Source organism: Brumimicrobium salinarum (assembly GCF_002844555.1).
In the GTDB taxonomy this organism is placed as follows: Bacteria; Bacteroidota; Bacteroidia; order Flavobacteriales_D; family Crocinitomicaceae; genus Brumimicrobium; species Brumimicrobium salinarum.
Genome location: NZ_PJNI01000012.1, coordinates 68,142 through 94,147, shown reverse-complemented (window position 1 = coordinate 94,147; position 26,006 = coordinate 68,142). Strand labels below are relative to the sequence as shown.

The 26,006-nt window shown below is 35.2% G+C and carries 21 protein-coding genes, 1 pseudogene and 1 riboswitch; of the genes and pseudogenes, 11 read left to right on the top strand and 11 right to left on the bottom strand.

The window, feature by feature from the left end:
• Positions 1–41: 41 nt before the first annotated feature.
• Entirely contained in the window at positions 42–680 is a 639-nt protein-coding gene (locus tag CW751_RS11250; protein WP_101335132.1) for an outer membrane beta-barrel protein, read from the top strand.
• Positions 681–698: 18 nt separating this feature from the next.
• On the opposite strand, the gene CW751_RS11245 is transcribed toward CW751_RS11250, so the two are convergent.
• The gene (locus CW751_RS11245) at positions 699–908 is read right to left on the bottom strand and encodes a heavy-metal-associated domain-containing protein (RefSeq protein ID WP_101335131.1); all 210 of its coding nucleotides are present in this window, start codon (positions 906–908) and stop codon (positions 699–701) included.
• 20 nt (positions 909–928) lie between these two features.
• Positions 929–2,223 (bottom strand): annotated as a pseudogene (tyrS, locus tag CW751_RS11240) (tyrosine--tRNA ligase).
• Positions 2,224–2,450: 227 nt separating this feature from the next.
• Here tyrS and CW751_RS11235 point away from each other — a divergent pair.
• The 3 genes from CW751_RS11235 (at position 2,451) to CW751_RS11225 (ending at position 7,383) form a co-directional block, all read left to right on the top strand.
• Complete coding sequence (locus CW751_RS11235) at positions 2,451–5,480, top strand: T9SS type A sorting domain-containing protein (protein WP_101335130.1); 3,030 nt, start codon at positions 2,451–2,453, stop codon at positions 5,478–5,480.
• Positions 5,481–5,690: 210 nt separating this feature from the next.
• Complete coding sequence (locus CW751_RS11230) at positions 5,691–6,806, top strand: TlpA family protein disulfide reductase (protein WP_101335129.1); 1,116 nt, start codon at positions 5,691–5,693, stop codon at positions 6,804–6,806.
• Positions 6,807–6,933: 127 nt separating this feature from the next.
• Positions 6,934–7,383 carry an SRPBCC family protein gene (locus CW751_RS11225; protein WP_101335128.1) on the top strand — a complete coding sequence of 150 codons (450 nt, stop codon included), beginning with the start codon at positions 6,934–6,936 and terminating at the stop codon, positions 7,381–7,383.
• 709 nt (positions 7,384–8,092) lie between these two features.
• Here the strand turns inward: CW751_RS11225 and CW751_RS11220 are convergent.
• The gene (locus CW751_RS11220; RefSeq protein ID WP_101335127.1) at positions 8,093–8,299 is read right to left on the bottom strand and encodes a hypothetical protein; all 207 of its coding nucleotides are present in this window, start codon (positions 8,297–8,299) and stop codon (positions 8,093–8,095) included.
• A 142-nt stretch (positions 8,300–8,441) separates the two neighbouring features.
• Positions 8,442–8,539: riboswitch (TPP riboswitch) on the top strand.
• 69 nt (positions 8,540–8,608) lie between these two features.
• Between CW751_RS11220 and CW751_RS11215 the strand changes: the two genes are divergently transcribed.
• Positions 8,609–11,065: a TonB-dependent receptor gene (locus CW751_RS11215; protein ID WP_205677826.1), complete on the top strand. Its 2,457-nt coding sequence runs from the start codon at positions 8,609–8,611 to the stop codon at positions 11,063–11,065.
• Between the two features lie 143 nt (positions 11,066–11,208).
• Here CW751_RS11215 and CW751_RS11210 read toward each other — a convergent pair whose 3' ends face one another.
• The 3 genes from CW751_RS11210 to CW751_RS11200 form a co-directional block, all read right to left on the bottom strand.
• The gene (locus CW751_RS11210) at positions 11,209–12,207 is read right to left on the bottom strand and encodes a metal-dependent hydrolase (RefSeq protein WP_101335126.1); all 999 of its coding nucleotides are present in this window, start codon (positions 12,205–12,207) and stop codon (positions 11,209–11,211) included.
• 64 nt (positions 12,208–12,271) lie between these two features.
• Complete coding sequence (locus CW751_RS11205; RefSeq protein ID WP_165779293.1) at positions 12,272–14,659, bottom strand: TonB-dependent receptor; 2,388 nt, start codon at positions 14,657–14,659, stop codon at positions 12,272–12,274.
• A 51-nt stretch (positions 14,660–14,710) separates the two neighbouring features.
• A complete protein-coding gene (locus tag CW751_RS11200) occupies positions 14,711–15,679 on the bottom strand; it encodes a PCMD domain-containing protein (protein WP_101335124.1) in 969 nt (322 codons plus the stop codon).
• Positions 15,680–16,109: 430 nt separating this feature from the next.
• Between CW751_RS11200 and CW751_RS11195 the strand changes: the two genes are divergently transcribed.
• From CW751_RS11195 to CW751_RS11180, 4 genes are all read left to right on the top strand, one after another.
• The gene (locus CW751_RS11195) at positions 16,110–16,580 is read left to right on the top strand and encodes a DUF4168 domain-containing protein (RefSeq protein WP_165779292.1); all 471 of its coding nucleotides are present in this window, start codon (positions 16,110–16,112) and stop codon (positions 16,578–16,580) included.
• A gap of 112 nt (positions 16,581–16,692) precedes the next feature.
• Entirely contained in the window at positions 16,693–17,223 is a 531-nt protein-coding gene (locus tag CW751_RS11190; protein WP_101335122.1) for a 3-hydroxyanthranilate 3,4-dioxygenase, read from the top strand.
• Positions 17,224–17,242: 19 nt separating this feature from the next.
• On the top strand, positions 17,243–18,025 hold the full coding sequence (locus tag CW751_RS11185) for a hypothetical protein (protein ID WP_101335121.1): 783 nt from the start codon (positions 17,243–17,245) through the stop codon (positions 18,023–18,025).
• The gene (locus CW751_RS11180; protein WP_101335120.1) at positions 18,022–18,630 is read left to right on the top strand and encodes a hypothetical protein; all 609 of its coding nucleotides are present in this window, start codon (positions 18,022–18,024) and stop codon (positions 18,628–18,630) included. Before CW751_RS11185 ends, CW751_RS11180 begins: the two co-directional genes overlap by 4 nt.
• On the opposite strand, the gene porG is transcribed toward CW751_RS11180, so the two are convergent.
• The 3 genes from porG to CW751_RS11165 are packed head-to-tail and all read right to left on the bottom strand — an operon-like array spanning position 18,587 to position 21,006.
• Entirely contained in the window at positions 18,587–19,414 is an 828-nt protein-coding gene (porG, locus tag CW751_RS11175) for a type IX secretion system protein PorG (RefSeq protein WP_165779291.1), read from the bottom strand. The two genes, CW751_RS11180 and porG, sit on opposite strands and share 44 nt — an antisense overlap.
• A 45-nt stretch (positions 19,415–19,459) precedes the next feature.
• On the bottom strand, positions 19,460–20,341 hold the full coding sequence (locus CW751_RS11170; RefSeq protein ID WP_101335118.1) for an NAD kinase: 882 nt from the start codon (positions 20,339–20,341) through the stop codon (positions 19,460–19,462).
• A gap of 2 nt (positions 20,342–20,343) precedes the next feature.
• Positions 20,344–21,006, bottom strand: coding sequence for a CBS domain-containing protein (locus CW751_RS11165; protein WP_101335117.1), 663 nt, complete (start codon positions 21,004–21,006; stop codon positions 20,344–20,346).
• A gap of 66 nt (positions 21,007–21,072) precedes the next feature.
• On the opposite strand from CW751_RS11165, the gene CW751_RS11160 reads away from it, so the two are divergent.
• Both CW751_RS11160 and CW751_RS11155 read left to right on the top strand, forming a co-directional pair.
• Entirely contained in the window at positions 21,073–21,786 is a 714-nt protein-coding gene (locus CW751_RS11160; RefSeq protein WP_101335116.1) for a pyridoxine 5'-phosphate synthase, read from the top strand.
• Position 21,787: 1 nt separating this feature from the next.
• Positions 21,788–22,549, top strand: coding sequence for an alpha/beta fold hydrolase (locus tag CW751_RS11155; RefSeq protein ID WP_101335115.1), 762 nt, complete (start codon positions 21,788–21,790; stop codon positions 22,547–22,549).
• Positions 22,550–22,637: 88 nt separating this feature from the next.
• Here the strand turns inward: CW751_RS11155 and CW751_RS11150 are convergent, their stop codons facing one another.
• Both CW751_RS11150 and CW751_RS11145 read right to left on the bottom strand, forming a co-directional pair.
• A complete protein-coding gene (locus CW751_RS11150) occupies positions 22,638–24,722 on the bottom strand; it encodes an OmpA family protein (RefSeq protein WP_101335114.1) in 2,085 nt (694 codons plus the stop codon).
• 233 nt (positions 24,723–24,955) lie between these two features.
• Positions 24,956–26,005, bottom strand: coding sequence for an RluA family pseudouridine synthase (locus tag CW751_RS11145; RefSeq protein ID WP_101335113.1), 1,050 nt, complete (start codon positions 26,003–26,005; stop codon positions 24,956–24,958).
• Position 26,006 lies beyond the last annotated feature (1 nt).

The following is a 26,006-nucleotide window of genomic DNA, read 5'->3' as shown; positions in this document are numbered from 1 at the left end:
AAGGTGTTGAGCTGTCTCAAATTTTTTAAATTTAGTTTGTTATGATTCAAAAAGGTAGCTTTCTCTTTTTTATTGGATGTGTAATCTCAGTAACAACGACTTTTAGCCAACAGTTTTCTTTGGAAATGTTTGGAGGAGCAACATCGAGTCAGATAAGTGGTGATGGTCACTATGGGTTTGCTCAGTTTGGTTTGAATACTGGGTTGAACCTCAATTATCAAATCAATACAGATTGGTCGGCGAATTTTGGATTGCAATTTAATCAAAAAGGAGCGCGTACTTATCCATCCAAGCAGACATCTGTAGTTTATCGATTACGGGTGAATTACATCGAAGTGCCTGTACACATTCAATATCAGTTTGATCGACTTAGTGTGGGTGGAGGCTTGTATCTTGGCGTTAAAATCAATCAAAAAGAAAGGACAAGCTTTGGAGCTGTTGAACCCGAACATGCTTTCAAGAGTCTAACAATGGGTGGGTTAGTTGATTTAAAGTATGCATTTCATGAAAAATGGGGACTCACGCTGCGTTTCCAAAACGATTTAATTCCCGTGCGTTCACACAAAGGAAATCAAGTAATCGCACCAGCGCTTTTTATCTTCGGAAACTGGCATCAACAACTTTTAAATAAAGGGCAGTATCACACTAGTCTTAGCCTTTTAATGCATTATCAATTTTAACGTAGAAATAATGAAAGATTAAATTACTTCAATTTCAAAACCAACTTTTTCTACAGCGGCTTTAACCTCTTTGCTTACATCTTTGTCGGCCTTAACGGTTAATGTTTTTTGCGTGCTTTCTAAATCTACATTCCATTCTTTAATCGCTTCAATTGCGTTCAAACCAGGTGTAACTTTTTCTTCGCAACCTCCACATTTTAGGGTAGTTTTAAATTTTAACTCTTTCATAATTGTCTTAAGTTTTATAATTAATCTATTACAATAAGATAGTTTGTTTTTTTGCCTTTTCCTAATAAAATGAACATTTCATTAATCAGTTGATCCTCAGTTAAAATAAAGTCCTCTTTTACCTTTGTTTTATTAACACTGATTGCATTCCCTTTTAGTTCTCTTCTGGCCTGACCATTCGAAGATAGGAACCCTGTTTTTGCAGACAATGCGTCAATAATTCCAATTCCTTCTTTTAGTTCTGCTCTTGTTAATTTTGCTTGAGGAACACCATCGAAAACAGTCAGAAAATCTTTAGTTGAAAGTGACCTTAAATCCTCTTCTGTAGATTTTCCAAATAAAATGTTGGAAGCAGCAATCGCAACTTTTAGATCGGCCTCAGAGTGAACAGCAATGGTGATTTCTTCAGCCAATTTTTTTGTAATTGACGTTGATGAGGTGCTTCTTTATGTTGTGTAACTAATTTGTCGATTTCTTCTTGTGGTAAAAATGTAAATATCTTGATGAATTTTTCTGCATCCTCATCCGAGGTATTTAACCAATATTGGTAGAATTCGTAAGGCGATGTACGTTCCGCATCTAACCAAATGTTTCCTCCTTCTGTTTTCCCGAATTTAGTACCATCAGCTTTTGTAATTAATGGACACGTTACAGCAAATGCTTTTCCTCCTTCTACGCGACGAATCATTTCTGTTCCCGTAGTAATATTCCCCCATTGGTCAGATCCTCCCATTTGGATGGTAGCCTCATTGTTTTTATATAAATGCAAGAAATCATATCCTTGTACCAATTGGTAAGAAAATTCAGTAAAAGACATTCCTTCAGCGTTTTCTCCAGTCAATCTTTTCTTTACAGAGTCTTTTGCCATCATGTAGTTTACTGTAATATGTTTACCTACATCACGGATAAAATCAAGAAATGAAAAGTCCTTCATCCAATCATGATTGTTTACCAGGATTGCTTTATTTTCTTCATTAGAATCAAAAGCTAAAAAACGACTCAATTGAGTTTTAATTGCGGTTTGATTGTGTTTCAATTCTTCTTCATTCAATAAGTTTCGCTCTTGCGATTTCATTGAAGGGTCTCCAATCATTCCTGTTGCTCCACCTAATAAAGCGATAGGTTGGTGACCAGCTTTTTGAAAATGACGTAACATCATCACACCAACTAAATGCCCGATATGCAAAGAATCAGCAGTAGGATCAATTCCTACATAAGCAGTACGCATTTTTTCTTGCAAATGTTCCTCTACTCCAGGCATACTGTCATGAATCATGCCTCTCCATTTTAGTTCTTCGATGAAGTTTTTCGTCATTTCATTAAATTTTCCTCAAAAATACTATTGATTTGCGAAATAATGGTCTTTTTAGCGCTATTTTAACTTGAATTGGAAATTGATTGAAAAAGTACAGGAAAAATGATGGTAATGCCTGATTAATCAATAACTAATACTTCTAAATAAATTTGAGGTGTTCAAACAAATTTGTGTTGTATCTTTACAGAAAGCCATTTGCTTTGTACGTTTAACTAATTATTTTCCTTATGAAACTACTAAATTTAATTTTGTTTATTTGCTCACTCTTTGTTTATCAATCTATAAAAAGTCAGCAAAATCAATATGTACTTAATGGAAACAAGGTTGCTGCCACCGTTAATGATGTTGGTAGATTGTTTAACAATCCATCCACAGCTTCTGCTGGATATGAAATTCCTGCAGGTAGTTCGAATCACTTAATTTATTCAGGCGGATTTTGGTTTGGCGGAACGAACCAAAATGCGGATTTAAAATTGGCAGCCACTTTATATGGAGTAGGAAAAGATTTCAATCCGGGTCCTTATTCATCAACAAATGACTACTATGATACCGCTTATATTTATAATTACGAGAGTGCTATTTGGAAGGTTAAAAAATCCGATATTATTTATCATATTGACAATTATAATCAAGCAGGTTATGTTGCTCCAAATGGTATTGCTGATTGGCCTGGGAATGGAAATGCTTCAATAGGTGTTGCTGCGCAATTAGCACCTTATGTGGATCTAAATAATAATGGCATTTATGAACCTCACAAAGGAGAATATCCATGCATAAAAGGAGATGAAGCTGTATATCAAATAATGAACGATGATCGACTCCATACTGAGAGTGATGGAGAAAGAATAGGAGCTGAAATTCACATTATGTTATATCATATTGAAGCTTCTAATTTTATCAACTCCACAACTTTTATAGATGTTAAGGTTTTTAATCGAGGACAAAATTCATTTACTGACTTCAAAGCTTCAATACTTTTAGATCCAGACGTTGGTTTTTCTGAGGACGATTTAATAGGCTCTTCGCCTTCTAAGAATTTAATGTATGCCTATAATGGTCTCAATTATGATCCAGGTCAACATGGAGCACCAGGATATGATAATACTCCTCCCGCTGTTGGTATCGTTAGCTTAAATAGGAACTTTGAATATTTTGGTTATTATAATAGATCTGATTTTGCAGGCCCTCAAAATGGACGACCGCATACTTCACAAGATTATTGGAACTACATGAATGGTAGATGGTTAGATGGTTCTGATTGGGTGATCGGTGGCAGTGGTCTGCCTGGTTCACTTGGAGCAACCTCATTGCCTACGAAACACGTTTATGATGGAAATCCGTACTTGGGAACAGGTTGGACAGAGCTTAATATAGATGGTAATGGAACACAAAACCCAGCGGGAGATAGGCGTTTCTTTGTAACGACGGTTGAGGAAAGCTTTGCTCCTGGAGATGTGTTGACATATAACTACGCCATTATTGCAGAAGATTATACGTCTAATTTGGAAAACGTTAATAGACTAATAGGTTACGCAGACTCTGTTCAGCAATATTTCGATACTACCAATTTAGCATGTAATCAATCAGGGACAGGAGTAGCTGATGATTTTGATTTAACTCCAGATAATCATAGGCTTAATTTTGAAATCACACGACTTGATGGTGAAGGAAATATGTCAAGATCGGTAAAAATCGATCCCAACACAGAACAACGTATTCTTGATAATAATTTTGTAGAAAAAGTTAAATACAAAAGAGGATATGGACCTATTGATGTTCGTTTAACAGATACAGTAAATCATGCTGAGGGACATTTTGTTCTTAAATTCCGCGAGTATGATTCTCACATTGATACCGCTAATTGGACAGTTTATCATTACGATACCATTGGTGGATCTTTAATTGATTCTGTGAATTCAGCAGCCGCAATTAATGTAGGAGGTGAACAAATTATTTCTCAATGGGGAATGGCTATAAAAATTAAACAAGAAAATTATTTTTGTTTTGACGGAGCATATACTTGCCCAACTTCAAGCCTTGTTGCTAAACCATTAGAAACAACGCTGAGCTTTGAAGATAATAACAACAATTGGTTAACAGGTGTGAGAAACACAAATGGATTAGCACCAATAAATTGGATAATGTCAGGAGTCTTTAATGGAGCTGCTATCCCTGGTGATAGTATTCATAATCCGGCTTGTTACAATTCTGCTTTTGTTGACCAAGAAAATTTATTCACTAATCTTGCTGATGGTATTGTTTCTCCAGGTAATTTGGCCCGATATAGCGATTGTGATCTAACACCACTTGCAATCTCTAGTTCAGTTGCATCTAATAGTATATTTAACGCCCTTGTAACAATGGATTTGTCAACTGCTTATCAGCCTAGCGTAGACATAGTATTTACTTCAGACACCTCAAAATGGACAAGAAGTCCTGTGATTGAATTGAATAAGAATGATCTTACTTCTTTGGATGGAGGTAAGGCAGGATTTTTACGTAAAAGTAATTCTGTTGACAAGCAAGGAAACCCTGATGGAACTGGAACTGGAATGGGATGGTTTCCTGGTTATGCAATTGATGTAGAAACAGGAAGAAGGTTGAATATTGCTTTTTGTGAAAACTCAACAATGATTGATGATAATGGAGACGATATGATTTGGAACCCATCTGAACGACTTATGGATAATAACGGGAATTATGTTTTAGGTGGGCAACATACAATTTATGTATTCGGAAGTGAAAAACACGATATGCCTAATTATGATGAGGGAGAATACATTCGTCAGGAGCTATCTTTAGAAACGGTTTCAGGATTTAGAAATGTATATGAAAACTTATCATGGGTAATGCAACCTTTGCTAAGACCTGGTAAACAGCTTAATGCATCTGATGCACGTCTTGAGGTTCGTATAAATAAAGAATTTAAAACACGTATTCTTTCAAATCAGAATGATGGAAAACCAATGTTTTCATGGGACGCTATACCTTATGATGAGGTTGCTGCTTCTTCTAGCTTTGAACTTTATGAAGGTGAAGTAAATGTTTATCCAAACCCTGCCCAAGATCAGTTAAATATAATGTGGAGTGGTATAAAAGTAGAAGAAATAACTATTTTATCTTTTCAAGGTAATCTTATAAAACAAATACCTATAGTAGGAGAGGAGGAAAAGGTTCAATTCACGATTGATCATCTTTCTTCAGGTGTTTATTTTGTTAAAGTGGGCAACATTGTGCGTAAGTTGATAGTGAATTAGTTAATAATAAAATCTTTTGAAAAGCGAGACTAGAAATAGCTCGCTTTTTTTTGAAAGTCGCATTAGCATCGTTTTTAGTGAAGAATAATATATAATTTAAGGCCATAGGAAACCAAGATTGACTCATCGAGTTATTTAATTTTGAATCTTTTTGACCTCTTTAACAAGGAACAAATAACTAACTTTACGGTTTTGCTAAAAATTTATATTATGCGATTTCTATTTTTCATAACGATCACTTTTCTTTTATTTTCATGCACTCCTGATGAGTCTGCAACTCCAACTTTTATTTTAAAAGGTAAGGTTAATAATATTGAAAGAGATTATCTAATTTTAGAAGAGCAAAGCGATATTGAAAGAAAAGAATATTTAATTAAAGACACGATATTCTTGGACGAAAAAGGACAATTTGAAAAACAATATAACTTGTCTCCCCATTTTTATTTACTTAAAATCAGTGAAAAAGAAGTATTACCTCTAATTCTTGAAGAAGGTCAAAGTCTTGCAATTAAGATTGATGATAAAGACCACAGCGTTAAAGGAAGTCCTAGTACAGAAAAGTATTTGGCGTATGAGAAATTCCGTGCTTCTTCTCTAGAAAGATTGGTGAAATCAGTGCGGAAAGCAATAACAAAAGAACAAGCAAAAGCCAATCCAAGTCAAGTAAAAATTGATTCCTTAGGAAAACTTGAAATTAGTAATTATGATCAACACCTTGCTGAGTTAAATTCATACCTTAAAGAAAAAGTAGGAGCAAGTCTTGCGCTTTATCCGACCTCCATTCGCTGGAAGGGAGAAGAAAATCTAGAGATGTACAATACTTTTATAGTTAAACTAGAGGAGAAATATGGTAATCTGCGAATTATTGAACGATTAAGAGAGAAATTAACGCGTTTGCAACAGACCTCTTTGGGAGGAATAGCTTCAAATATTGAAATGAAAAATCTTGATGACACATCAAAGAATTTAAAAGACATTCATAAAAAGTATACAATAATTGAATTTTGGGCAAGTTGGTGTGGACCATGTAGACGAGAAAGTCCAATTTTAAATGAATTATACTCAAAATATAAAGATCAAGGTTTTGAAATTTTTGCAGTTTCTTTAGATCGCAATAAAAATCAATGGGAAAAAGCTTCCCAGAAAGATCAGCGACTATACACAAATGTTTCTTCATTAGAAGGTTTTAAAACTCCAGCAGCTTATGATTATGCCGTTACCGCTTTGCCGATGAATTATGTCATTAACGAAGAAATGGAAATTATTGCTAAAGATATTCATGGGGATGCGTTAAAAGAATTGATTGATTCACTTTTTAACCCATAAGTATTTGTTGCTTCATTAACCGGGATTATTAACGTTAATAATACGGGTTAAAGCGTCTCGTTATCTGTAGTTGTTTTGCTATAAACAAAAACGGTTTGGATCTGTTATATTGAAAAACAGAACTAAAATGTATCAAATTCGCTATAAACAATTCGTTCCAACGGATATAGACACGTGTTGGGATTTTTTCTCCTCTCCTAAAAACCTCAAAGAAATTACACCCGATTACATGGGATTCATCGTGAAAAATCAAATTCCCGAAAAAATGTATGAAGGGTTAATGATTGAATATACAGTTACGCCAATCATGAAAATCCCTATGAATTGGATTACAGAAATCACGCATGTAACCGATAAACGCTATTTTGTAGACGAACAAAGAAAAGGACCTTACAAAATATGGCACCACGAACATCATTTCAAAGCTGTTGAAGGTGGAGTAGAGATGGAGGACATTCTCACTTACGAATTACCACTAGGGTTTTTAGGTAAAATTGCTCATACTATGTTTGTAAAATCAAAAGTTCAAGAAATTTTTGAATACCGAAATAAAAAGGTGGAGGAGATTTTTAAGTAAGATTATACTTTTCTGATGTGATTTCGAGAAATAATTGCCTTCATTTTTTAATATATTTAATAGTGATGCCCATTTAAATCTCATTATACCTTAAAGATATATTGGAAAGAAACGATTGTTTAATTAGTTTAAGGTGAGTTATCTAGCAAAGAGCTTAGAGTTTTTATGTGCTAAACTCATAATGTAAATATGAATTGTTAATGCAAGCTATTGTAAAAGAAAATGTAAGTTTCTTCGGACGCGCTTTATATTTTTTAGTAGGTGTAGCGCGGTGAAAGTCGCTAATAATGGCGGAAGCTCAGGAGCTTGCGGATGAGATCACCGACATTATCGACTTTTAGGAGTGGAGACAAGAACCGCAGCGAAGCAAGCTCATGAAAACAATTGAAAAATATAAAAGGTTGAATAAAAAATATCAGGCGCTAGATCTTTTTCTCCTAACAGTTTCGGCACTAACGCTTCTTACTGTTTCGTCTTCAAAAGCGATGCTTTCTCTCTTTTTGGAACAACCGACGAAGGAGCTCATGAATACAAATAAAAGATAGACAAGAATGAATAATGCGAACCGACCAAAGGGAGCTCATGAACACAAAAAAATAGACACTTGTGAATAAAAAGAAAAGAAGCTAATTCTTGCTACAAGGCTTGTTTAAAAGCTGTCTTGAATGATTGAGCGGAGAAATATTTGTATGTTAGTTAAATGGTAAGCCTATTCTTTAATATCTTTTCTAATTTTTAAGAAAAGTATTAGCCCGCCCATTAAACAAAGAAAAAATGCCGCAATCAGGTGATTCGTTTGTTCAACATTGGCAATTAATATTCCACCAATTACTGAAAAACCAATTCCAAAGAAATACGCGATGGATGAGCCGTCTCCACCAAGAAATAGATCAAAAATACTTAATATGGTTTTCATGAAACATTTTTTTCATTGTGATAGCATAATACGCTGAATATATTTAATTAAAATTAGCTATTTCTTGCCAAAGGTTCAAATGATCCAAAATAAAATTTCAATGATAACTGTCGATATATCAAAATATACTCTTTATCTTTGCGGCGTCTCTAAGGGGTGTCCGTCAACTGACGGACTGAGATTATACCCATTGAACCGGATCAGGTTGGTACCTGCGGCGGGAAGATGACCAAAAAAACAATAGTGTTAATTCGAAATTTTTATTAATTCCAAGAATTAGCCCCTTGTTCTTGTTAAATGTTTAAAAGCATGAAAGCAAGAAATGTTATGAAAGCCTTGACAACGGCTTTGTTGTTGTCCTCAAGCGCATTGGCGCAGCATCAAATCTCTGGTATTGTTCAAAATGATGAAGGCGAAGCACTCGTGGGTGCTACCGTGAGCATTAAAGGACAAAATGTTGGAGCAATGACCCAAGCTGATGGGAAATACCTCATTAAAAACTTAAAAAGTGGGGAGTATGAGATCAGGGCCAAGTACTTTGGTTACGAAACCTTATCTAAAACCATCGTTTTAAGAACAAATCAAGAAATTGATTTTAAACTCAGCTCTACTTTCTTTATGCAAGAAGGAATCGATGTGAAAGCTGTACGGGCAGATAAGAAAACGCCAACTACTTACACCAACATCGATGCAGAAGAAATTGAAAAGCAAAATTACGGACAGGATTTGCCGTATTTGCTGCAGTCAATGCCTTCTACCGTAGTGACTTCTGATGGAGGTTCTGGAGTTGGATACACTGGGTTTAGAATTAGAGGTGTAGACCCTACAAGAACCAATGTTACCGTAGATGGAATTCCACTCAATGATGCAGAGTCTCAAGGTGTTTTTTGGGTAAATATGCCCGATTTCTCCAGTTCTGTTGAATCAATGCAAGTTCAACGAGGTGTAGGAACTTCTTCAAACGGAGGAAGTGCTTTTGGTGCGAGTATCAACATTGCAACCAATAAATTAGAACAAAAACCTTATGCCGTAATCGACAATTCGGGTGGTTCATTTAACACTTTGAGAAATTCTGTAAATATTGGAACAGGATTAATCAACGATAAATTTACTGTTGACGGTCGTTTGTCGCGTATCGTTTCTGATGGTTATTTGAATCGCGCGAGCTCAGATTTAAAATCGTATTTCCTTTCGGGGGCATATCACGGTGATAAATCAACGATTAGATTAAATATCTCAAGCGGTTTACAGAAAACCTACCAAGCTTGGGAAGGAACACCGGAAAGCCGCATCAATAATGACGAGCAGGGAATGATTGATTATGCAGCAAGAAATGGTTTGTCGAATGAAGAGCTAGACCGATTGCTATCTGCCGGTAGAACTTATAACGCTTACACCTACGAAAATGAAACAGACAATTATCAGCAAGATCATTATCAATTGCATTATGCGTATCAATTCAACCGTAAATGGAACATGAAAGCGGCTTTACATTATACAAGAGGTCGTGGTTATTACGAAAACTACCGAAACAATGACAAGTTTTCTACTTACGGGTTTAATCCAATAGTGGTAGACGGAGATTCTATCAATCGCATGGATATGATTCGTCAGAAATGGTTGGATAATCATTTCGGAGGCGGTATTTTCAACTTTAATTATACCAACTTAAAGAATTTTGAAGTAACATTAGGTGGTGGATTGAATAAATACGATGGTGATCATTACGGATACATCATTTGGGCAGAATATATGCCAGAAAATGAAAAAGATGAAAAGTATTACGACAACAATTCCGTGAAATACGATGGGAATGTGTACCTCAAAGCAACTTATGATTGGAAGAAGTTTACATTTTTCGCAGATGCACAGTATCGTCACATTGATTATAGTTTCTTAGGAATCGACGATGTAAGTGGTGAAATCAAAGAAATGAATCAACAAGTGGTTTATAATTTCTTTAATCCTAAAGCAGGATTGTCGTATAGAATCAATTCCAAAAATTCGGTGTATGCATCTTATGCCATTGCCAATCGTGAACCTGTGAGAAAAGATTTCCGTGAGAAAACAGCAGGAAACAGACCTTCACACGAAGTGCTTTACAACTTAGAAGCAGGTTACCGACTCAACAAACGTATAGCGTTTTTAAATGCAAATGTGTATCACATGTTATATGATAATCAATTGGTGCTTACAGGAGAAATTAACGATGTTGGTGGTTACACCCGAACCAACGTAGAAGACAGTTACCGACTGGGAATAGAGTTGGAAGGTGGATACCAAATCCTCAAGAAATTTGGTGTAACAGCCAATGTAAGTTTGAGTCAGAACAAGATCAATAATTTTGTTGAGTATGTTGACAACTACGACATTGCTGGTCAAACTGTAATTGAGCATGGAACCACTGATTTGGCATTCTCTCCGAATATCATCACAGGTTTGGCTTTGAATTACGAGCCTATTGATGATTTACGCGTAAGTTTAATGAATAAATATGTCGGGAAACAGTATTTAGACAACACTTCGAATGAAACAAGAACTTTAGATGCATATTTTGTAAGTCATTTAGATATTTCTTACAGTTTTGCCGCATTAGGATTTAAAGAAATCACTGTTGGAGGAAGAATTAATAACCTGTTCAATGAAATGTATGAGAACAATGGTTTCACATTTTCTTACATAAGTGGAGGTGAGAGAACTCAAGAGAATTTCTATTATCCACAAGCAGGAAGAAATTTCATGGTGAGATTGTTACTTAAGCTTTAAGAGGTAACCCGAAGAAATAATAAACCGCTACTCAGAAGGGCCAAGATTTTTAATCTTGGCTCTTTTTTTTTCACTCTGTATTTAGTCCGTACTTGATAATGTCTTGCAGAACCCATATTTAGCAGGAAGTATGAAACTGCGGATTAATTTCCTTTGACTCTATCCCAAAGTTCAATCAGAAGTTGTTTTCCGTCTGCTATTTCTTTCTTTGTTTCCACAAAATTAATTGTACCATCGTTGTTTTCAATTATTTTATATTGAAAAACAAAGTTGTTAGCATTTTCTTTTGTACTTAACAATCCAAACCTTAAATCATTGTAGAATAATTCTTCTTCTTTTTGTGTAATGGTAAACCAACCTTTAGAAATATGAATCATGCGTCGCATTTTCTCATTATCCATTAAATGACCAATAAGCTCATGGTTTTTTGGGTAACTTGAATATGTTATTTCACTTTGATCAAAAAAGGAGTAGCTTCCAATCAAGAAGTCGTTTTCTCTTTTAACATTTGCCGACCACAAAACCGTATTCATTGGCGCAGGCTTAGTTTCGATTTCTTGATAAGAAATTTTTTGTTGTTCAAGAGCATTTGTAAATTGGACGAAAGCCAAACCTTTTAAAAGAAAAGTTAAGGCTAAGTAACTTGAGCTCACAATTAGTCCTGTACGGTTGTAAAATTGACGTTTTGGACTGTCCTTTTTTTGAAACATCGCCAAAATAAGGAACGTTAGAAACGGTAAAGTATAAAGTGGATCAATGACAAATATAGTTTTGAATGCTAAACGGATGTCAAAAGGCCAAAAGAGCTGTGTTCCCCAAGTGGTATGTGCATCAAGGATAGGATGAGTAAAAAATCCCCAAAAAAACAAGAGCGTCCATCCTTTAAATGATTTATAGCTATCGATTTTTGCAATTATAAACCCAAATATTGGCGCAAACAAAATAGAAAATAAGATGGAATGCGTAAATCCACGATGCACTTCGAGTGCAGTTACCGTATCAACAAAGAATGATGAAATAACATCTAAGTCAGGAATTGTTCCTGCAATTGCGCCGTAAAACATTGCGCGATTACCTACTTTTTTTCCAAGAACAGCCTCGCCTACTGCGGCACCAAGCACAATTTGAGTCAAAGAATCCATAATCTATACCGTTATTTTTAAATAATTACTAACTCCACTAACAGTTTATTTCTGGTAATGTTTTCTATTGGAGTTTTAAAGAATACTGTAACATAATTGAGCGAGGCGCTTCAATCTTTAAAGGACGAAGGGAATATGTATTGTTGAACAAGTTATTTCCGATTAATGCGAGTTTGTGCTTTTCATTAAAAGCGTAGCTTACCCGCGCATCAAAAATCCAAGTTCCATTATTGTTTGATTTAAAGTAATCCATATAACGAATGTTTTGCATGGTACTAACCACTTGTGTTATGCCTTCAAAATCTTCGATGACACCATCCATATTTTCCATTTTACTGAAGTATTTTAGTGTAAACCCAATATCAATTTTATTTTTATAGGACCAAGCAATATCAGCTTTAGCATTATGAAGGAAACGATATTTCAAAATTTGATTAGAAGAATCTAAAGAGGTATTATTGTAGGTGTACGCTGTAGGACTTATCGGATTTTGATCAACGCCATAAACTAGGTCTGGATTTAATGTTTTTGGAAGAATGTAATTGTATCCTACAACAAAGGTTAATTGATTGTTTTTATTTAGGTCAGCTTTACCTTGAAAAGAAGCATCGATGCCAATCACTCTAGATTTTCCTGTATTTAAAAATTTAAAACCTGCACCAAGTGGTGTTGATAAATCCCAAAATCCAAAGAGATATTCTATAGTATTGTCATATTCTTGCCAAAATCCTGCAACATCAATATAACCGTATACACCGCCTATTTTCACTCCTTGTTTTATACCAACTTCACTATTAGTAGAAGTTTCTGGTTTTAATTCTGGATTTGCAAAAACGCCAAAGTGTCCAACATTTGTAGAAATGAATCGCTCAGTAATGGTAGGAAAACGATAGCCCTGTCCATACGACATTCTTAAATATGTTTCTTGATGCAATTTTATGTTTCCTCCCGCTCTAAATACCGGTTTGATCGCCGTTTCATCTCTGTTTAGTTCAAAATATTCTAAACGACCGCCCAGTGATAAATTAACAATTTCCCAGATTCCTTTTTCAATTTGACCATATCCAGAGACATTAAGTAAATTATTATCCGGAGTTCCAGATCCCGCGTACATTTCAGCATAGGAATTCGTATAGGTAGATGATATTCCACCAATAAACTCTATCCCTGCTAGAATTTTATAGGAGCGCTGGAATTGATAATCCATGTAGTACACTTCCGATTGATTACTTTGGTTGGCCGTGATGTCATTATCAGTATATAAGAAACGTCCCCTAAGCTTGTGTTTAGAACCTGAAGCAAGATTTAAATGAACATAAGGATCTAGATGGAAGATTGTTTGTTTTTGTAAAAAAGTAGCCATTGGATAGCCTTGATATAAACCAGACGAATCGTTCAGCCAAGCAAAAGTCATAGGTGATTCACTAAGCATTCCATTACCATTTATACCATACGATAAACCTCTCATTTTCTTAGATCGGTGGCGAATGTTAAAGTTTATTCGTGCTCTTTTTGAACGCATCTGTTCATTGGTAAAATTAGAAATCGTATCTGGGAAGGATTCTTCAATGTACGGATCTTGAATCGGTGGACCAATATAACCTTCATCATAATTTAAGTTCCCACCAAAAGTAATGTCCCAGTTTCCTATCTTTCTGGAGTGTAAAAAATTAGCTCCTGAAATAATTGATGGATGTTTTTCTTGCCAAATTTGGGCTGTATCTCCTGGATAGCTGTATATTCCTGAGTATAAATTTACTTTCGTTAATGGTTTGTTTGAAGGATATTTTGTTCTGATATGAATTGCACCAGACAAAGCAGAACTTCCCGATAAAACAGAACCTGCTCCTTTAATTACTTCAATTTGTTTGATATTCTCTACAGGAATAAAGCTCCACTCTGGTCGTCCAGCATCTCCAGAAAGCAAGGGCATATCATCAACGATTACAGCAACTTTACTTCCTACACCAAAGGTAAACCCACTGCCTCCACGAATTTGTGGCTCACCATCCATGATATTTAATCCTGGTGTTTGATCGAGAATCGTTTCTATGCTTCTTGTGTTTTTACTCTCAATTAATTCTGGTTTAATAATTTCCAAAGAAACCGTTATGTCTTCAGGACGTTTATCGAACTTCCCAACTTTTATTTCTACTTCTTCAAGCTCTGTAACATCACCATAAGGCTTTAAGGTAACGTTATGCTCTGTTAGTTGATTCTCATAAATAATTACCCGGAAAGTATCGGTAACCATATTGGTGAATCGACAAATTAGTCTTTGTTCCCCAACTGGCAATTTGAGGGTGTAATTTCCTTCTAAATCAGTCGATGCACCTCGCGTAATGTCTCCACGAAAAATAATCGATGCACCAATTAAAGGCTCACCTGATTGGTCTTTTACCTTTCCGATAACTGTTCCTTCTTGGGCTGTTACAGTGGTAACTGCAAGCATGATCAAGATGAAAGAAGAAAAGAAAATCCGCATAGAAGCTGATATATATTGTTATTGAGTGATATAAAGCTTACGTCTAAAGGAATTATTTTCCGTAGTTACGTAGATGAAATATATACCTTCTTCATGTCTAAATAACACTTTTGATTGTGTATTCCCAGCTTGAACAATTTTACCTGTAAGATCTGCAACGCTATAACGTGAATTAGTACCCAATGCTTGGTCGAAGTATAAGTAACCATGCGAACCATTGATGCTCACGTTGTTGAGATTGTAGTTTGGTAGTCCTGCTGATGGATCTGAAGTGTCGCTTGGCGGAATGGTATCCCCTGGAAGAGTAGGGTTATAAATTAGTTCTAAATCGTCAATTATTAACTTTGTATCATTTTCGGATAGTGTACTGTCACCAGCAGTAATGGTTGTAAGCACATACTCTGGTGCATCTTGAGTGTAGTATCTAAAAGGAGTACTAAATCGTGTCCAGTCAGTTTGAGTCGTTGTGAAATCAAAACGAGCGTTACCAATTTCATTTGCTGTTGCTCCAGCAGTTCTAGGTAAACGAGCATTAGGACCAGTATGTAGGATGATTTCTATTTTTCCTTGGTCACCCGATTGTGGAGCATACTTATACCATCCTGCTATACTATCAGGACGACTTGTAAAAGAAGTGTGCCATTTTTGATCGGAGGCAATGGTATATACATAACCATTTTCTGGATCCAGATCTGCATGAATACGTCCATTTGTCATGATTCCATTAGCTGTTGGAAACGGGAAGCCAAAATCTATTACTTTTAATTGTGCAGCAAATCCACCATTTCGACCAGAAACTTGACTAAGAACCTCTGGAGCAGCTGAAGCTAAAGCATCTCCTGTTTTTAAAGAACTCCAGTTTGTTGGTTCTGCTGTTGCAGTTCCGAGATTCTCCCAATCTTCAAATCCTGGGTTTTGTAATTGCTGCTGAGTAAATGAATAAGTAGCAAGTAAACTTGTAATGAAAATAAATATAGATTGTTTCATGTTTTATTAAGTTATAAAAGTACAAATTTAGTCAAATTTGGCATCCATGTTAAACTTGACAAAAAAAAGACTCAAAAAAAACTGTTGAATCGGCCTATGACCGCATTTTTAAGTCTTTCTTGAGTCCACTCTGCAAGAGAATGCTTGTTTGTATAAATTGAACCCCTTCAATAAAAACCCAAACAAACTGATAATGAAACGAAGCTCATTAAGATAGGGTTGTTTATTTGTCAAACTTTTTTCAATTTCCTTTAAAACTATTTGAAAGTTCTTGCTATTCATTTTCTAATTATAAAGTACAAGGCTCCGTTTTAATTCAAAATTTTCAGATGTCATAACGAAAAGATGTATTTTAACAGAACTTTACAGAATTTATTTTTTATATCCTGACTGAACCTTTACGTTTGAGGATTAATCAAATAGAATGTATATGAAATTAACAACAATTATTTTATCAGTAGGATTATTAGTTGGAGCTTCAACAGCAATCGGACAAGAACCCGTTCAAATAGCACCGCAAGAGGCGCCCTCAAATGATGTTTCGAATGAAGAACTTGAAAAATTTGCTAAGATTTATACCGAAGTTCAGTCAGAAAGTCAAGAAATGCAAAGTGAAGCAGTAACAATTATCGAAAGTGAAGGGATGGATGTTGATCGCTTCAATGAAGTGGCAAATGCTCAAAACAATCCTTCAGCTGAAGTGGAAGTAAAAGAAGGTGAAAAAGAAAAAATTCAAGCCATCAGCGTTAAAATTCAAAAATTGCAGCAAGCCTTTCAAGGCCGTGTACAAGAGATGATAAAAAAACGTGGTCTAACGGTTCAACGTTATCAAGAAGTTTATCAAGCCATTCAACAAGATCAAGAATTACAGCAAAAGTTGGGTAAAATGATACAAGGATAGTTCTTTGTTACATTTTACAGCATAAGTATTGAAGACAGAGGAGAAGATTTTCCTCTGTTTTTTTTGTTTATTCTCTTGTTGTTGTATAAATTCTTTATTTTAGATAAAAATTTTGTTTATGAAAGCTCCGTTCAATTTATTTAAGTGGATAGAAGATAATAGAGAACTTCTTAAACCTCCTGTAGGTAATAAAAATTTGTATGTTGAAGCAGGAGATTTTATTGTAATGATTGTTGGTGGTCCGAATGCAAGAAAAGATTATCATTACAACGAGTCGGAAGAGTTCTTTTTTCAACTTGAAGGAGATATTCTTGTGCGCATTCAAGAGGATGGAAAAGCCAAAGACGTGCACATAAAAGAAGGGGAAATATTTTTACTGCCGGCTAAAACACCTCACTCTCCTGTTCGTGGCGAAAATACTGTTGGTTTAGTTATTGAGAGGGTTCGCAAAGGCACCGATCTTACAGATGGACTAATGTGGTTTTGTGAAAGTTGTAACCATCCTTTAAAAACTTATAAATTCAAGTTGGAGGATATAGAAAAAGACTTCTTACCTCGATTTAAATCATTCTACACGGATGAATCATTGCGCACCTGTGACAACTGTGGGACAGTTATGGAAGCAGATCAACGATTTGTATAAACTTTTAGAGACTTGAATTTTGAAGCCTGAATTCTTTGGTGTTTTTGATCTTATGATTGGTGGAGGATGGCTGTTCTTATTAATCGTTTTATTGTGGGCCATTCGATTGAAAAACATTGAAAAACCGCACTACAAATGGTTTATGCCAGCCATGTTGTTTAAACTTGGTTTTGGGTTATTATTTGCGTTAACTTATACCAAGATATTAGCCGAAGGAGGGGATACTTTAGCGTATTGGGAAGGCGCAATAGATTTGAATAATTTATTTTGGGATAGTCCATCGGCTTACTTTGCAGAACTGTTTCAAACTCCTTCACGAGAAACTATTTCTCAAAATTTTAATCACCGAACAGGTTACCCACCGAGTTGGATTTACTTTGAGCCTGAGAGTTTTTTTATTTGTAAAATATTATCTTTTTTCACCTTTTTTACTTTTAACAGTTATATCGCTATGACCTTGTTTTGTGCTTTGATAGCTGGGTTTAGCTCATGGAAGTTTTTTGAACTTACCCGAAGATTTACATTTTGTAAGCCGTGGGTAATCATTTTTGCTACACTTTTTATACCTACAGTTGCTTTTTGGTGTACTGGGATTTCAAAGGATACTTTTGTTGTCGCTGCTTTTCAAATTATAGTCGCACTTCTTTTTTCTAAGTTGTTGTACAAAAAACCAATGCATCTATTTTCATTCTTCTTGATTGTCGTCTCTGTTTTTGTACTATTTAAAGTAAGGGATTTTATGTTGATTGCTACATTCGTACCTTTTATGATTGTTTTACTCATTCGATTATCAAAAAAATGAGCAATCGACCTGTTCTATTATGGACAACACGTCTATTGAATGTGGGAATAATCGGAATTGTGGTTGTTTTTTATTTACAAACTATTCCCTCCGATAATTTACTTGATAATCCATATCTCCAAGAAGTTTCCACTATACAAAGAGACTTTGAGCAGAATAAGTTATATACGGGTTATCGTTATAGTTTAGGGATTGAGGATTATACACCTATGGGAATGATTAAAGCAGCTCCTATTTCATTAATAACAGCATTCTACAGACCTTTTGTTTGGGAAGCGAATAGTGCATTTTTATTGGTGAGTGGCTTGGAGGGACTTTTACTGGTCTTTTTTACATTCACTTTCTTTTTTAATTCAGGAAACCTTCTTCAACACTTTAAATTTATCCGTAAACAAGAGTTTTTAGTTTATGCATTGCTATTTTCACTCGTTCTTGGCTTCTTCGTTGGTTATACTTCTGGTTTATTTAACGTTTTGGTAAGATTTAAAGCGCCTTACATGTCGTTATTGTTTTTGTTTTTTTCTGCAAAAGCAAACATTGACATGAAGTATACAGCTGCTACTAACGATAGAAACACTTATCTGGATTCCCAAGTGAAAAGGTAAACATTACACCGAACATAGAATACCAATCTTTTGTTTCAGCATTCCCTCTGCTTCCAGTAAAGTTAACATCTGATGGTGATCGATCTGATAAACTTGCAGCAATGTTTCCATTTTGTGCAGCTAATGCCTCATTGTTTACATAACTTCCTCCTCCTACATCATCTAAATAATCTGTAAAAGTTTTTCGTATTCCATACTCTAGAGAGAGTGCAGCGCGGTCGCCTAGGTTAACTTTAAATCCGATTCCAAAAGGAATGGCCAATTGAATTAACGAGTAAGCGTTTTTGTCAGACAAGTTGCTTCCTTGTCCTTCTGTGCCTATTGATTGTAAGCTCACCATTTCACCGTTGTATTCTGTTTGTGGATCCATTTTGAACACGCCTAAATCAATGAACATATAAGGTGTAAAAAAGTATTTCTCATTTCCCAATTTGTAATTGAGGTAATGAAATTCTAATCCTCCTGAAACTTCAAAGATATCTGATTCGAATGATAGATTTCGTGCTTTTTGAAGTGGATCACTCGCTTCTTTATCATAGCCTTCTACCTTTCCATATCGTAACGCTCCTCTTAATTCTAAACGGGAATTAAGGTGATAGCGATAAATTATACCAGCAGATAGATTTGTGTTTTTAAAATGTTCATATTGATTTAAATCACCAATATAGTAACTGCCACCAACCATAAATCCGAGAGAAGATCTGGACCTAAAGTTTTGACTTTGGGCGTTAAGGTTTTCAACGACAAAAAGCATTAAAAAGACAAAGACTATTGATTTAAACATTTTTTTCATGGACATTAAAATAACGCTAATTCTGCCGTTTTATTGTTATTCATTTCTTTGATCAATTCCCCACAACATTTTCTCACGAATAATTTTAAAGAAATCATTCTCTTTGAACTTTATAACATTGATGTTGAAATCGCTTTTGTATAAAGTTATTTCAGTTCCATTTTTTACAGGTTTTGACAATGAGTCAAGGGTTAATAAAAAATTTCTATCTCTTCCAACCGCTTTTAAGGTTATTGGAATGTGATCTGGAACAATAACTGGACGAACATTCAAGTTGTGGGCTGCAATAGGAGTTAGAAAATGAACGTTGCAACCTGGACTAATAATTGGTCCGCCACAACTTAAACTATACGCAGTTGAACCTGTTGGAGTACCTACTAAAAGTCCATCTGCCCAATATGAGTTTAAATATTCTCCACCTAAATATGCCTCTACGGTAATCATTGATGCGGTATCTTTTTTGTGGACTGCGAGCTCATTTAATGCTAAATTTTGATCGCCAAAAATATTCTCTTCGGTTTCTACACGAATTAAAGAGCGTTGCTGATAAACATAGTCTTGTTTTAGAAGACGGTTTAACGTTAATTCAAAATCACCAGTATTGGTATCTGCTAAAAATCCTAACCGACCTGTGTTGACTCCTAAAATTGGAACACCGCTTGATCTTACATAACTAACACATTTTAGAAATGTTCCATCTCCACCAATACTTATTGCAATGTCTATTCCTGAAACAAAGTCTGAATGACTATTGAAAGTGTCATACCCTTCTTTTAGTCCCACTTGAGCTTTGAGTTGTTCATAAAAGTCCTTTTCAATTATCGCATTCCAGTTAATTTGCTCTAAATGTGTGAAAAAACGTTTGAAAAAGGATACCTCATGCTTGAGTATTTTCCTTGAATATACAGCTACGTTCATATTTATATATTAAGATAGTTCATTAATTCGTCGTATCGATCTTTGAGGTCTTCATCATGATTGTTTCTTTGAAAACTTGCTTTTACATGGTAATCGTATCGGGCTAAAGATCTTAAAATTCCACCCAATTCTATTCGATTTATTTTTAATGTTAGCTCCAATTTCTTCGATTGTGGATTTGAGGTGATAAATGAGCTAAGTATTTTAGCGTTTTCACTTTCTATGACTTGCGAAATGTGCGCTAAGGAATAGTCAGAATCACTCATTTCAAGAACAATTATGCCACCCTTTTCTTTTATGCTGCCTGTATTAGCAATTGATTGCATTAGATCTGCAATTTGTATGCTTCCTAGGTAGTTTTCTTCATCATCTAAGACGGGAACAACAGAAATATGCTCTATTGATGCCACATTAAGGATCTCATAAATATGAGAGGTTCCCTTTACATAAGGGCGAGGCAAATGGTCAAATAGTTCTGTTAAAGATTTTGATAAATCAGATTGATCCAATAAATCATCTTCAGAAACAAGGCCCACAAAGCTTTCACCCTTGAGTACTGGAAGATGACTCACCTTCAATTCTTCGAGCCATAAAAGTGCTTTTTCTCCTAAATCCGAATGCTTTAACGGGAGAATATCTTCTGTAATTAATTCAATTCCTATCATTGTATTGACCAAAGTAGTAATTCTGCGTTAATGTATATAACTTTGCTTGTAAAAAATAATTAGAATATGACGAAATTAAGCGTTAATGTTAATAAAATTGCCACGATTAGAAACGCTAGAGGTGGAGATACACCGAATGTTGCTCAAGTAGCCATTGATTGTGAACGTTTTGGTGCTGATGGAATTACAATTCATCCACGACCAGATGAAAGACACATTACCACCCAAGATGTTTATGATTTGAAAAAAATAGTAGCAACAGAATTTAATATTGAAGGATATCCGAATGATCGTTTCATGAACTTAATAAGAGAAACGGAACCAACTCAAGCAACATTAGTTCCAGATGGGCCAGACGTATTAACATCAAATGCTGGTTGGGACACGGTAAAGCACAAAGAGAAACTAACAGATATTTGTAATCAGTTACGTGAAATAGGGGTGCGGTCTTCAATTTTTGTTGATACCAATTTAGAAAACATTAGTGGTGCTAAAGAGGTTGGAGTGGATCGCATTGAATTGTACACAGGACCTTATGCTGATGCTTATGATATAGATAAGGATAAGGCTGTTAAAGATTACGTAGTCGCTGCGAAACTCGCTAATGATTTAGGCTTGGGCATAAACGCAGGTCATGATTTAAGTTTAGAAAATTTGGCCTTTTTCAAGACTTCTGTCCCTGGGTTAGAAGAGGTAAGTATCGGGCATGCTCTTATATCTGATGCATTGTATTTTGGACTCGAACAAACAATTTTTAAATACAAACAATTATTAAAATAGAATGAAATTAAACTATAAGAAATACGGAAAAGGGAAACCATTTGTCATTCTACATGGCTTATTTGGCTCATCTGATAATTGGCATACACATGGTAAAAGGCTTGCTGATTATTATAGCGTTTATCTCTTAGATCAACGTAATCATGGTGATTCTGATTGGAGCAATGAGTTTAATTATGATTTGATGGCTGAGGACTTGCATGAATTTGTTCAACAACATAACCTTGAAGAAATCATTCTAATGGGGCACTCTATGGGTGGAAAAACAGCTATGCGTTTTGCTCAACTTTATCCTGACATGGTTGAAAAGTTGATTGTTGTAGATATGGGGGTTAAAGAATATCCTATTTCCCACGATGGAATCATTGACGGTTTGAAATCATTAGATTTAGATAAAATCACTTCTCGTTCTGAAGCCAATAAACAGTTAGAGAGTACAATAAAGGTGGGAGCAATTCGTCAGTTTTTACTTAAAAATTTGAATAGGGAAGACCAGAATAGCTTTTCATGGAAAATAAATTTGCCAGTACTTGAAGAAAAGTTACCTGAAATTGTGAAAGCATTACCGAATATCGAAACTATGCTTGATGTGTTGTTTATCTCTGGTGGACAATCGGATTATGTTTTAGCTGAAGATCATCAGTCTATCCGAAATATTTTTCCACTTGCTGAATTTTATTGTATTGAATCGGCTGGACATTGGATTCATGCCGAAGCACCAGAAGAGTTCATGGAGCAGGTTTTAAAGTTTGCTTTGTTGTAACAGAAACTATTGAAGAAACGAAATAAAAAACCCCAAGTTATTTTTCATACTTGGGGTTTTTTGAATTATGTTACAATTTTGCTATTGTCTACTCTGATTTTGATTCATTAAAGTCCATCCTAACAACCTCTGCTTCAGTACGTCTATTGTACTGGTGTAATTGTTCAAACAATTCTTTATCAGAAGATTTGAATTGATTAATAAAGCTTTCCTTCAATTCAATCGCTTCAAATTCACCACTTGGTTTGTTTGGAAGGTATTTACCGTCTTGTTTATAGATAATTCGTGGACTATTCTCTCCTTTTCCTGTTGGTATAAGTCTTTTTGGATCCACTCCTTTTTCATTAACAAGATAGTCAACACAAGATTGTGCACGAGCTTTTGCCAATCGTTCGTTGGTTCTGGCAGAACCACGTGCATCTGTGTGTGAAACAAGTTTAAGAACCATTCCAGGATATTCCTGTAATAGATCGTATACATAGTTTAAAGAATCTTTTGAGTTGATTTCACCTTCCTTAACTTGTAATACAGATGAACCTAAATCGTATCTTACCTCTGGAAGTACAATTGGTGTTTTTGGAAGTAAATTCATTTCAAGAATAAAGTTTTGATCATATTTCAGTTCTTTTGTTGAGAACACTTCAATGTTATCACTTTCGTGGTAACCTTCTGTCGTAAGAACTTTTACCACAAAATCAGTCTCTTCATTAATGAATCGTGTTCCGTCTGGTTTTTTATCCCAGAATACCTCACCATTTTCGTTGGTAACTTTTGTGAAAGCAGTTCCTCCTTCAGGAGTAACTTCAACAGTTGCACCTTCAATTCTCGAAACACCTCCTACTTCTGTAACGATTACTTTTAGGTCAAAAATATTGGGAGGTAATTCATACGACCAAATATCTGGTAGATTTTTTGAACCTACAGAACCACTACGATTAGAAGTGAAGAAACCATTTCTTTCATCCATTTCTATTAAATGGTAATCATTTGCATCAGAATTTAATGGTGTTCCTAAGTTTTCTGGAGCTGTAAAAACTTTTGGATCGTCCGATTTCTTTGCACGGAATATGTCCAAACCACCTAATCCTTTGTGTCCATTTGAAGCGAAAAATAAATCACCATTCAGCGCAAAAGTAGGAAAGAGTTCGTCTCCAGCTGTGTTTACAGCAGCACCTAAGTTTTCTGGTTTCGACCAAGTTTTCGCTCTTCTGTCGTATTCTGTGTACCAAAGATCTCTACCACCAAATCCACCAGGCATGTCTGATGAAAAGATTAGAGCGCTTCCATTTTCGTTTGGTAAAGGATGACCAACACTGATCGTGTCACTTGGTGCTAAAGGTAATTTCTCAGGAAGACCAAATGAACGACCTTTCTTTTCTGCCATCCAAATTTGACAACCCAATGCTTTTTTGTGTACAGACGGACATCTGGTGAAAAATATATTTCTAAATCTTCCGTCAAAAACCATTGTTCCTTCGTTATGCTCTGTATTTAAACTATCTGCTTCAAAAAGTTTTGGAGCCGTCCAGTTTCCGCTTCTTTCCTTTTCGACTTCCCAGATATTAAAAAAACCTTCTCCAGTAATTGGGTCTGTTCCTCCAGAAACAGAAGAAGAACGTGTAGAACCAAAAACAATTGCATTTCCTCTTCTACTTGAAATGGATGGTGCCATGTCTAATCCTGCATCGTTAATTTTTGTCTCCGATTTTACCGTGTATCGTGTTCGGTTATCTTTCATAACGACAGCCTCCTCTAAAGAAGCCAAAGCATTTTGAGCTTGTTTATCGATAGGAACTAGTGTTAAAAATTCTTCGTAATTTTCTCTTGCTTTGTCGTAGGATCCTTGTTTCTTATAGTTGTTTGCTATTCTAAAGTATACATAAGGATTTTCCTCATAATGACGTAAATCAATTGCACGTTGATACCATTCAATGGCTTTTTCTGTATCAAAAGCTTTTTCGAAAGAATAACCAGCTTTATACGCTAAAGATGATTTTAAATCTAATGCGCGCTCATTTCTAGGAGATATTTTTTCGTAAGCTTTTACAGCTAATTCTGCGGCTTCATAGTATTTTCCACTTTTGAAAGCAGCATCCGCCTTTACCACAGCAGCGGGTTGAGCTAACACTACTACTGAAAATAGTAATGAGATTGATAGTAAAATGTTTTTCATAAAAGCAATTTTTGTCGAAATTTTATCGAAATAACGTAATTCTAAAGTTTATTAACAAATATAAAACGAGTTATTTGTATCAAACATGATAATAAGCGATAAAAATAACACAAAATTGTTAGAATTTGCAAAAATCTGACATTAATTATGTTGCCGATTTATTTTAAACCAAAGAAATTAAATAGTAAACAGAGTTTTGTAAAATTAAACGGGGTTGTTATTGATAGTAAAAATTATTCTTTTCGAGTTGAGAGGTAATTTTCCCAACGGGCTAGAACATTTTTAAAATCCGTAGGTAATTCTGATTCGAAACGCATAAACTCTTTTGTCTTAGGATGCGTAAATCCAATGGTTTTCGCGTGTAAAGCTTGGCCTGTTAACAGTGCGAAATTGTTTTGAACGAATTGTTTATATTTCGTAAAAGTTGTTCCTTTTAAAATCTTATTACCGCCATATTCTAAATCATTAAATAAGGTATGACCTATGTATTTCATGTGCGCACGAATCTGGTGTGTTCTTCCAGTTTCTAATTTACACTCCACCAAAGTTACGTATCCATATCTTCTCAAAACCTTGTAATGGGTGACTGCATGTTTTCCGTAATCTCCATCAGGAAATACAGTCATTAATTTCCTGTTTTTTGGAGAACGCCCCAAGTTGCCAGTTATCGTTCCTTCATCTTCTTTAACATCCCCCCAGACTAAAGCTTGGTAGCGCCGCTCTGTTGTTCGGTCGTAAAACTGTTTGGCAAGATGTGTTAATGCATTTTCTGTTTTCGCGATTACCATAAGGCCCGTTGTATGCTTATCTAATCGATGAACTAAACCTGGTCGACCATAATAATCATTCGGTTTGGTTGGTAGTTGATCGAAGTGGTGAATAAGTGCATTTACCAATGTGCCAGAATAGTTTCCATATCCAGGATGAACCACCATGTTTGCGGACTTATTAACTACCACTAATGTGTCGTCCTCATAATGAATATCAATAGGTATATCCTCTGGAATTAACTCTGTTTCTCTTACTGGGTAAGGCAATACGATAGATATCTCATCTTTGGGTTTTACTTTGTAGTTTTGCTTAACAGGCTCTCCATTAACTAGAATATTTCCGCTTTTCGCAGCTACTTGAATCTTATTACGAGAAGAATTCGCTAGCCTATCCATCAAGAATTTATCTATTCTTAATACTTCTTGACCTTTATCTGCAATAAACTTATGGTGTTCATACAATTCCTCGTTTTCATTTTCTTCGAGGTTCCCTTCGGTGTTGTCTATTTTCATT

Coding starts and splice junctions, on each gene's coding strand:
- CW751_RS11170 (WP_101335118.1), bottom strand. CDS start 20,341: ATGAACGTAGCTGTATATTCAAGGAAAATACTCAAGCATGAGGTATCC.
- CW751_RS11205 (WP_165779293.1), bottom strand. CDS start 14,659: ATGCTTGCAGTTACCACTGTAACAGCCCAAGAAGGAACAGTTATCGGA.
- CW751_RS11245 (WP_101335131.1), bottom strand. CDS start 908: ATGAAAGAGTTAAAATTTAAAACTACCCTAAAATGTGGAGGTTGCGAA.
- CW751_RS11200 (WP_101335124.1), bottom strand. CDS start 15,679: ATGAAACAATCTATATTTATTTTCATTACAAGTTTACTTGCTACTTAT.
- CW751_RS11220 (WP_101335127.1), bottom strand. CDS start 8,299: ATGAAAACCATATTAAGTATTTTTGATCTATTTCTTGGTGGAGACGGC.
- CW751_RS11250 (WP_101335132.1), top strand. CDS start 42: ATGATTCAAAAAGGTAGCTTTCTCTTTTTTATTGGATGTGTAATCTCA.
- CW751_RS11145 (WP_101335113.1), bottom strand. CDS start 26,005: ATGAAAATAGACAACACCGAAGGGAACCTCGAAGAAAATGAAAACGAG.
- CW751_RS11180 (WP_101335120.1), top strand. CDS start 18,022: ATGAGCAATCGACCTGTTCTATTATGGACAACACGTCTATTGAATGTG.
- porG (WP_165779291.1), bottom strand. CDS start 19,414: ATGTTTAAATCAATAGTCTTTGTCTTTTTAATGCTTTTTGTCGTTGAA.
- CW751_RS11230 (WP_101335129.1), top strand. CDS start 5,691: ATGCGATTTCTATTTTTCATAACGATCACTTTTCTTTTATTTTCATGC.
- CW751_RS11235 (WP_101335130.1), top strand. CDS start 2,451: ATGAAACTACTAAATTTAATTTTGTTTATTTGCTCACTCTTTGTTTAT.
- CW751_RS11215 (WP_205677826.1), top strand. CDS start 8,609: ATGAAAGCAAGAAATGTTATGAAAGCCTTGACAACGGCTTTGTTGTTG.
- CW751_RS11165 (WP_101335117.1), bottom strand. CDS start 21,006: ATGATAGGAATTGAATTAATTACAGAAGATATTCTCCCGTTAAAGCAT.
- CW751_RS11160 (WP_101335116.1), top strand. CDS start 21,073: ATGACGAAATTAAGCGTTAATGTTAATAAAATTGCCACGATTAGAAAC.
- CW751_RS11210 (WP_101335126.1), bottom strand. CDS start 12,207: ATGGATTCTTTGACTCAAATTGTGCTTGGTGCCGCAGTAGGCGAGGCT.
- CW751_RS11155 (WP_101335115.1), top strand. CDS start 21,788: ATGAAATTAAACTATAAGAAATACGGAAAAGGGAAACCATTTGTCATT.
- CW751_RS11150 (WP_101335114.1), bottom strand. CDS start 24,722: ATGAAAAACATTTTACTATCAATCTCATTACTATTTTCAGTAGTAGTG.
- CW751_RS11225 (WP_101335128.1), top strand. CDS start 6,934: ATGTATCAAATTCGCTATAAACAATTCGTTCCAACGGATATAGACACG.
- CW751_RS11195 (WP_165779292.1), top strand. CDS start 16,110: ATGAAATTAACAACAATTATTTTATCAGTAGGATTATTAGTTGGAGCT.